Origin of the sequence: Fictibacillus sp. NRS-1165, assembly GCF_050468105.1 — a bacterium.
Lineage (GTDB): Bacteria > Bacillota > Bacilli > Bacillales > Fictibacillaceae > Fictibacillus_C > Fictibacillus_C terrinigri.
The window spans coordinates 47,291-54,037 of record NZ_JBDPNU010000033.1; the positions used below are offsets into that span (position 1 = coordinate 47,291).

Consider the following 6,747-nt stretch of genomic DNA (forward strand, 5'->3'; position numbering starts at 1 on the left):
TGAATAAGAGGTGTGATGAATGAATAGAGTGACACTTAGTATAGATGAACTTATCTATGGTTTTTACAGTGAAGGATTATTTGAACAAGCCATAGGATTAAGGCAAACCTTTTTTGAAGAGTTGAATGATGACCAGTTTGAGCTCGTGCTCCAGACTTCTTGCCGTTCTTTATTGTCGAAGGATCTGCTGGTCTATGATGAACACGATCACCGATTTCAACTAACCGAGGAAAGTTCCTCCCTGATCAAATCGCTGAATTATTCTCCTTTATCCTTGAAATTGTCGAGGTTTGAAGCGGATGGAGGCCAGGATTCCATTTCCATTCACTTACCAGGAGGAAAAGGAATTTGCCATTCCGTTATACATGAAGGCCAAGTTCATGTCTTTGATATACTCAGCCAAGGGGAGATTTTACTTAAGCTAAAAGAATATTTCTCTTTGAAGGACTCGGGCAATGACTCTAATAAAATTCTAGAACTGAAACAAGCGGAATTTGAGGAAATGCTAACATTAGCAGAACAACAGCCTTCAAGCCTGGAGGCATACTTACGTACTTTATCCAATCATAGTGAAGCTTCTCTTTTTGCAAATGCCGTTTCTTATAATAAGGGAAAGATGAACAGCATGCTGGTCTTAGGATTCGATGATAAAAGAGAACCGGATATTGAAGATGTATTGTTTGTTATCTGTGATCCTGTTTCTTCATGGGTAATTAAAAAGAATGAGCAGACATATGAAGTATTAAGCGGGGGAAGAAACGTTCTTTCTGATTTGGTGGAATCCAGGATCGTGGGTCTAAATTCTTTTTCTGTCTAGTTGAATCAAAAAATAGCGGGTGGTAAATATGAAGTTTGTTAATGAAACAGAAAACGGGGTGCAGGTCACGTACAGCAGTTTTAATCTTAAATGGATGGTCGGAGGTTCGTTGCTGCTGACTGCCGGTTCACTTTACTTAATGTCTTCGGTAATGGACGTGGGTATAATCCGCGGTTTTTTCAATTTTTTAATTGGAACGGCAGGCTTATTGTTTTTCGGCGGGATTCTGTTAAGAATGTTGACGATTGCTTGGGGGAATAAGGTACTCTTTCAAATAAAGCCCACTGGTTTTGTGACGAGAAAAGGAAAGGAAATTCCGTTTTCAGATATTCAGGGGATGTCTTTTGGCTGGCACAGTTCTCGTCCTACAGGAATGGTCTTTAAAGATGTCATCCTGCATACTGATCAGAAGTCCATTTTAAAGAGTAAGGCTTATTTGTGTACTTACAACTTATTGGATGATGATGAAATAGAAGCCATTATCAATAAATATGTAATTCCGAAAGTCAGCGAATCCTGCAAACAAGCTTGGCTGAAAAAAACTTCATCTGACGTTCATAACGATAAAAATCCAAATATGCCCACTTAATCAACAAAGCAGGCTGTAATAGCCTGCTTTGTTGTATGTATATTAGATTAACAGCAGTCAATCTGATTACAAACTTCGTCACAAAATGTGGTTTCTTCCTTTTTCTTTTTCCTTCGTGCAGACTTTTTTTGATAGAGGTACATCGTTCCTGCACTCACTGCTGTCCCGGAACCGATAAGAGAGACACCAGCCATGCCATGTCCGGAAAATAGTAATTGGAAGCTTGCAATGCTGGTAGTGAAGATGGACATGATTAATGCAATAAACATAAAAACACTCCCTAGACAATTTCAGCTTAGTAGCTCCTTCAACAAATCTGCGGCATACCATATCATCATGCACTGGCCGATGCCGCTCAATAAACCTGTGATGACTCTTAGTGTGTTGTTGCTCTCGCGCCATTTCCATTTTTGGGTAAAGCCGTCGATCAGCATGGGAAGCTGAAGAAACAGGGCGAGGAACAGGTTATGTACTAGCGGAACAAAATACAGGAAAGGCAGCAGAATATAGGAACCGTAGATAGCGGTGCACCTAGCGCAGAGCACCAATGGCCGGCCTTTTATTTTCAAACTGCGTTCCGGCCTGCGATGGCAGGGGATGATTGATAAAAGATCCCCTTTACTCATTTGATGGCCCCTCATCCAGCCGGTGAAGGCGCTCTAGAATCCTCCGCTTCCTATAAAGCATCATTCCGGTTTCCGCAACCTCATCAATGGTGGACTTGTTGATAAAGGCACCAAAGATAATTCCGGCAACAGGAACCATCTGAAAGAGCTTTTTCCAGCCGAAATTATCCCGGTAAGCGGCTATGACCTCACGCCATCCTTGCAGCTGTGAGATTGCCTGGCGGTCACGCTCCGCATCGGTCATAGAGAGTTCTTCTAAGATCGCACGTTTTCCTACATAGTCTGAAGAGGCGAACTGAAGGCATTTGATGATAAAGATACGCTCTTCTTTTTCGTTAGGATCATAACCGTAGGAGATTGCGATCTCCTGAAGAGTTTTCAGCGACAATCCCAGCAGCAGAGGAATGTCGATCCCAAGAGTGAACAGTCCGCCGATGCCAGTTGTCGCGCCTTGTACGGTCGCCATCTTGGTTCGGGAGCTTTTAAAATAAGAAGCGGTCTTATCCATGGACGCAAGAGGAAGCTTTGCGATCTCTGCGGCTGTAAAGCCTTCTGGCAGTTCCTCGTATTCATTCATTTTATTCAGTATTGATTTCTCACTGACCAAATATTTGCCGCCGTTATGAACGTAGCTGCCGATCTCGTCCACAATCTGAAGCATCTTATCCTGCAAAAATTTCGGTGTGATCTTATCCAGGAGCATGAACGGAATACGCCCAAGTTTTTCCCAAAACCAGAGATCCTTTTGATCCTTTTCCCATTTCTCAACCATCGTAAGTTCTTTTTTAAGATAATCCCGTGTCTCTATCGTACTCACTCCCAAATTCATAAGTGGTGAATATAACCATTATAATATTTTCTTATGTATACGTCATAGGGCTTTGATTAGTTTCATCAGCTATTGAAGAGTTCCGAACGGCGGGGACTCACATCTTACTGATTCCTGCTGCCGTTTTTATTTTGGAAACAATTGATCGTGTCATATTGAATGGACAACGGAAATAAAAGTAGTAGGAAGGATTACCTTTCAATGGAATGTGCGGTTTGATGAGTAAAAATACTTTGGATAGCTGGTGGAATGGCGTAAAATAAAAGTATCGCAAAATAAGAGCGTATATTTAAGGAGTGACCACGATGAGGAAAATACTCCTCATTTTCATTCTTCCGTTTTTGCTGGTGACCTTGCCGGCCTGCAGCCTATTAGATACAGCCGATCCTAAGATGGATGAAGGACCAGCGGGTAGCCGGTATACGGCAGCGGCGGAAAAGAATAATGAGAAAACCAATTTGGAGCAAGTACAGCTTAGCGGTTACAGCAGAAAGGTTGGCGCTACTCTAACCAGCCCGAAGTATCGTAAATTCAGTGTGAACTCTGCCTTTACAGTCTCAGGTGCCATAAAAAATACGCAGCGTTTAAAATCAAATTATGCCCTGATTACGGTACACAGTGCAAAAGGGGGCATTCCTGACTTTAAGTACCTCGCTCCGATCAAGGGAGGCAAATATAAGCAAAAAGTCCAGCTTTTCGACGGAAAAGGAACCTACAAGGTGAAGATCAGCTTGCCCAGTGAAGAGAGCAAGGATTATTATTACGATCTAACCGAGATGGAAGTTACGAATGTAAACCCTGAAGTGAAGAGGGACATACTCTATACACAGAACGCCTATCAGCAGGATCTAAAATTAGATTCCTCGGTGGAAGGCTATATGAAAAGGGACGGCAAGGTGGATTTGAGCGGGTCGATCGGCAATAAGAACGCAGAAGACCTCATGATTGAAATGTCAAAAGGTACACAGGTGACCAAGGTGATGGTTCCGCTGGATCACGGCAGGTTCCAAAGCAGTCTTCCGCTCTATTTTGGAAAAGGAATTCATACCATAAAGATCATGACACCTGCAGAGAACATGGCCAATTATTATAACCAGGCCGCCGAACTGCAGGTGGATAACACGTCAGATCAAACCTCTCAGCCGGTCGAATTCTCCAAGGAATACAGCGAACGCGGGTATACACTGGAAACTCCCGCAGCAAGCGGGGGGGAAACAGACCTGGATGCTGAGGTAAAGGGAAAGATTGATCCGAACGCGCCGTTTGCCAAAGAGACCGATACCGTTTTTGTCCAGACAAAAAAGGGAAGCTTGGAAGCGATGTACGCCATCCCAGTGAAAAATTACACATTTGACGGAAAGTATTATCTTCGTTTTGGACCAGGGCATTATGAAGTGAATGTCTTCGCGCCAGAAATTTCATCAGCCAACACGAACGTCCAGCATTTTACGAGCATAGCACATTTTAGCTTAGAGAACACGAACCCGAACGATGGGCGCTATCGTCTGCCATCCAGAGGCATCCAGTCGGATGATCCTGAGATCGGGCGCCTGTCCCAAAAATTGATGCAGGGCAAGGCGAATGACAAAGAGAAAGCGCTAGCCGTGTATAGATTTGTGGCAAAGAATGTACGTTATGATGTACAAAAACTAAATCAGCGGTCTTTTGCCTTTGATGACAGTGCGATTAAAACGCTGCATGACAAAAAAGGTGTCTGCCAGGATTTTTCTTATCTCGGAATCGCCCTTTTGCGGGCGGGTGGAATGGAAGCTCGGATGGCCACCGGTTATGCCGGCCAGGATCATGCATGGATTGAGGCAAAAGTGGACGGACGCTGGATGACCATGGACCCGACGTGGGGTTCAGGCTATCTGCAGGCCAATCGTTTCATCCAGAACTTTACGATGAAATACTTTGATCCCGATCCTGCTGAATTTAAGAAGACGCATACGAAATCAGGAATTGAATATTGAACAAAAGTCTGGAGAGCGATTCTCCGGGCTTTCTTTATTTGTGCAGAAGAAGTAGAGTAGGAATTGAGAGTTTAGGGAAAATAAGGCGAGAAAGGTGTGAAGAACGATGATGCGGCATGAAGATCTAACATTACATACGGACAAGTACCAGATCAATATGATGTATGCTCATTGGAAAAACGGAACACAGAACAAAAAATGCGTGTGTGAAGCATTTTATCGCAAAAACCCGTTTGGCAATGGCTATGCTGTATTTGCCGGGCTTGAACGAATCGCATATTATCTGCAAAATCTTAAGTTTACCGAAGCAGACATCGATTATCTCAGAGATCAGGAAGAACAATATGAAGAAAGTTTCCTCGAGGAACTAAGAAACTTCAAATTCACAGGAAATCTGGCATCGGTAAAAGAAGGTACGATTGTTTTTCCGAAAGAACCGTTAATTCGGGTGGAAGCCAGAATTTTTGAAGCCCACTTGATCGAAACGGCACTTCTGAACTTCATGAACTACCAGACGTTAATCGCAACAAAAGCTGCCCGTATCAAGCAAGTGGCGCCTGAAGATTACTTCATGGAATTCGGAACACGCAGAGCGCAGGAAGCGGACGCGGCGATCTGGGGAGCTAGAGCGGCGTATATCGCGGGATTTGATGCAACATCCAATCTTCTCGCCGGCAAATATTTTGGCATTCCAACAAAAGGCACGCATGCCCACGCCTGGGTCCAAAGCTTTGATAGTGAAGAGGATGCCTTCCGAAAGTTTGCCGAGGTGCTTCCAGATCAGAGCATACTTCTTGTCGATACCTATGATTCGTTGAAAAGCGGGATTCCCAACGCCATAGAAATCGGTCTTGAATTAAAAGCCCAAGGTAAAACGTTAAAAGGCATAAGGCTCGATAGCGGAGATCTTGCCTACCTTTCCATACAGGCGAGAGAAATGCTGGACGAGGCCGGCTTAAACGATACGGTGATCGTGGCCTCCAATGACCTTGATGAAGACGTCATCTCGGAACTAAAAGGCCAGGGGGCTAAAATTACATCGTGGGGTGTCGGCACTCAGCTCATTACATCGGCTGATCAACCGGCATTAGGCGGGGTATACAAACTCGTTGCCCGTGAAAGGGATGGGGAGTACGTGCCGTCCATCAAAGTATCCGGCAATGTGGAAAAAGTAACAACACCAGGTTTTAAGAAAGTTTACCGGATCATAAATGAAGAAACAGGAAAAGCGGAAGCGGACTACATTGCAATGGAAGGTGAGACACTTCCTGAAAAAGATCTCTACCTGTTTGACCCTGTGGAGACCTACAAAGATAAAACCATCCACCGTTTTCAAGCTCAGGAACTTCTGGAGCCCATCTTTAAAGAGGGAGAACTGATCTACGGGCTTCCAGCTGTCGAGGAGATCAAATCCTTCTATAAAGACCAGATAAAAATGTTCTGGCCGGAGCACATGCGAAAACTGAATCCGCAAACCTATTTTGTTGATTTAAGCGAGAAAGTGTGGAAGACGAAAATGGAACTGCTGAAGCAAGCAGCAAAGAAATAGAGTGATGAACCCGGCCGGCAGCATATGTCCGCCGGTTCTTTTTTAGGATGAAAGTGCAGTTGGAGCCTGATGTATTAAGGCCTGATTACGTATTCCGGCCCGCATGCCCGCGTCGACTGGCATGTGACTGATTCTGTAATGGGTCTGGAGGTGCGCTGCCATTTTAAATAAGTTGGCTTTTTTATTCAAAAAAAGGTTGACCACTTTATGAATCGTTGGTATAGTAATAAACGTTGCTGCTTTTGATACATCATTTCCTTCGAAAAAACGAGTGAAAAAAGTTGTTGACTTAGCAAGCGAAATTTGATAAGATATTTCTTGTCGCTGCTTGAACGCGACGGGATAAACAGTTCTTTGAAAACCA

At 44.0% G+C, this 6,747-nt stretch carries 8 protein-coding genes; 4 read left to right on the plus strand and 4 right to left on the minus strand.

Translation table 11 applies throughout. The annotated features are described in order from the left end of the window. The first annotated feature begins 19 nt into the window (after positions 1-19). Together ABHN01_RS16305 and ABHN01_RS16310 are read left to right on the plus strand one after the other, a co-directional pair. Entirely contained in the window at positions 20-817 is a 798-nt protein-coding gene (locus ABHN01_RS16305) for a hypothetical protein (protein ID WP_429876402.1), read from the plus strand. A 28-nt stretch (positions 818-845) separates the two neighbouring features. After that, positions 846-1,406 carry a DUF5381 family protein gene (locus tag ABHN01_RS16310; protein ID WP_429876403.1) on the plus strand — a complete coding sequence of 187 codons (561 nt, stop codon included), beginning with the start codon at positions 846-848 and terminating at the stop codon, positions 1,404-1,406. Between the two features lie 47 nt (positions 1,407-1,453). Here ABHN01_RS16310 and ABHN01_RS16315 read toward each other — a convergent pair whose 3' ends face one another. Genes ABHN01_RS16315 through ABHN01_RS16325 form a run of 3 tightly spaced genes read right to left on the minus strand, consistent with a single transcriptional unit; the run spans position 1,454 to position 2,849 of the window. After that, on the minus strand, positions 1,454-1,675 hold the full coding sequence (locus ABHN01_RS16315; RefSeq protein ID WP_429876404.1) for a hypothetical protein: 222 nt from the start codon (positions 1,673-1,675) through the stop codon (positions 1,454-1,456). A gap of 21 nt (positions 1,676-1,696) precedes the next feature. Beyond that, the gene (locus ABHN01_RS16320; RefSeq protein ID WP_290402003.1) at positions 1,697-2,032 is read right to left on the minus strand and encodes a DUF2085 domain-containing protein; all 336 of its coding nucleotides are present in this window, start codon (positions 2,030-2,032) and stop codon (positions 1,697-1,699) included. Then, complete coding sequence (locus tag ABHN01_RS16325; protein ID WP_429876405.1) at positions 2,025-2,849, minus strand: EcsC family protein; 825 nt, start codon at positions 2,847-2,849, stop codon at positions 2,025-2,027. The genes ABHN01_RS16320 and ABHN01_RS16325 overlap by 8 nt, the downstream gene beginning before the upstream one ends. A 317-nt stretch (positions 2,850-3,166) precedes the next feature. Here ABHN01_RS16325 and ABHN01_RS16330 point away from each other — a divergent pair, with 317 nt between their 5' ends. Both ABHN01_RS16330 and ABHN01_RS16335 read left to right on the plus strand, forming a co-directional pair. Continuing rightward, on the plus strand, positions 3,167-4,834 hold the full coding sequence (locus tag ABHN01_RS16330; RefSeq protein ID WP_429876406.1) for a transglutaminase-like domain-containing protein: 1,668 nt from the start codon (positions 3,167-3,169) through the stop codon (positions 4,832-4,834). A gap of 109 nt (positions 4,835-4,943) precedes the next feature. Then, positions 4,944-6,383: a nicotinate phosphoribosyltransferase gene (locus ABHN01_RS16335; protein WP_429876410.1), complete on the plus strand. Its 1,440-nt coding sequence runs from the start codon at positions 4,944-4,946 to the stop codon at positions 6,381-6,383. A gap of 42 nt (positions 6,384-6,425) precedes the next feature. On the opposite strand, the gene ABHN01_RS16340 is transcribed toward ABHN01_RS16335, so the two are convergent. Then, positions 6,426-6,747 (minus strand): hypothetical protein (locus ABHN01_RS16340; RefSeq protein ID WP_429876407.1); only part of this gene is annotated, 322 nt, incomplete at its 5' end.

Excerpts from the sequence above, each read along its gene's own strand:
- ABHN01_RS16315 (WP_429876404.1), bottom strand. The coding sequence starts at position 1,675 with ATGTTTATTGCATTAATCATGTCCATCTTCACTACCAGCATTGCAAGC.
- ABHN01_RS16320 (WP_290402003.1), bottom strand. The coding sequence starts at position 2,032 with ATGAGTAAAGGGGATCTTTTATCAATCATCCCCTGCCATCGCAGGCCG.
- ABHN01_RS16335 (WP_429876410.1), top strand. The coding sequence starts at position 4,944 with ATGCGGCATGAAGATCTAACATTACATACGGACAAGTACCAGATCAAT.
- ABHN01_RS16310 (WP_429876403.1), top strand. The coding sequence starts at position 846 with ATGAAGTTTGTTAATGAAACAGAAAACGGGGTGCAGGTCACGTACAGC.
- ABHN01_RS16330 (WP_429876406.1), top strand. The coding sequence starts at position 3,167 with ATGAGGAAAATACTCCTCATTTTCATTCTTCCGTTTTTGCTGGTGACC.
- ABHN01_RS16305 (WP_429876402.1), top strand. The coding sequence starts at position 20 with ATGAATAGAGTGACACTTAGTATAGATGAACTTATCTATGGTTTTTAC.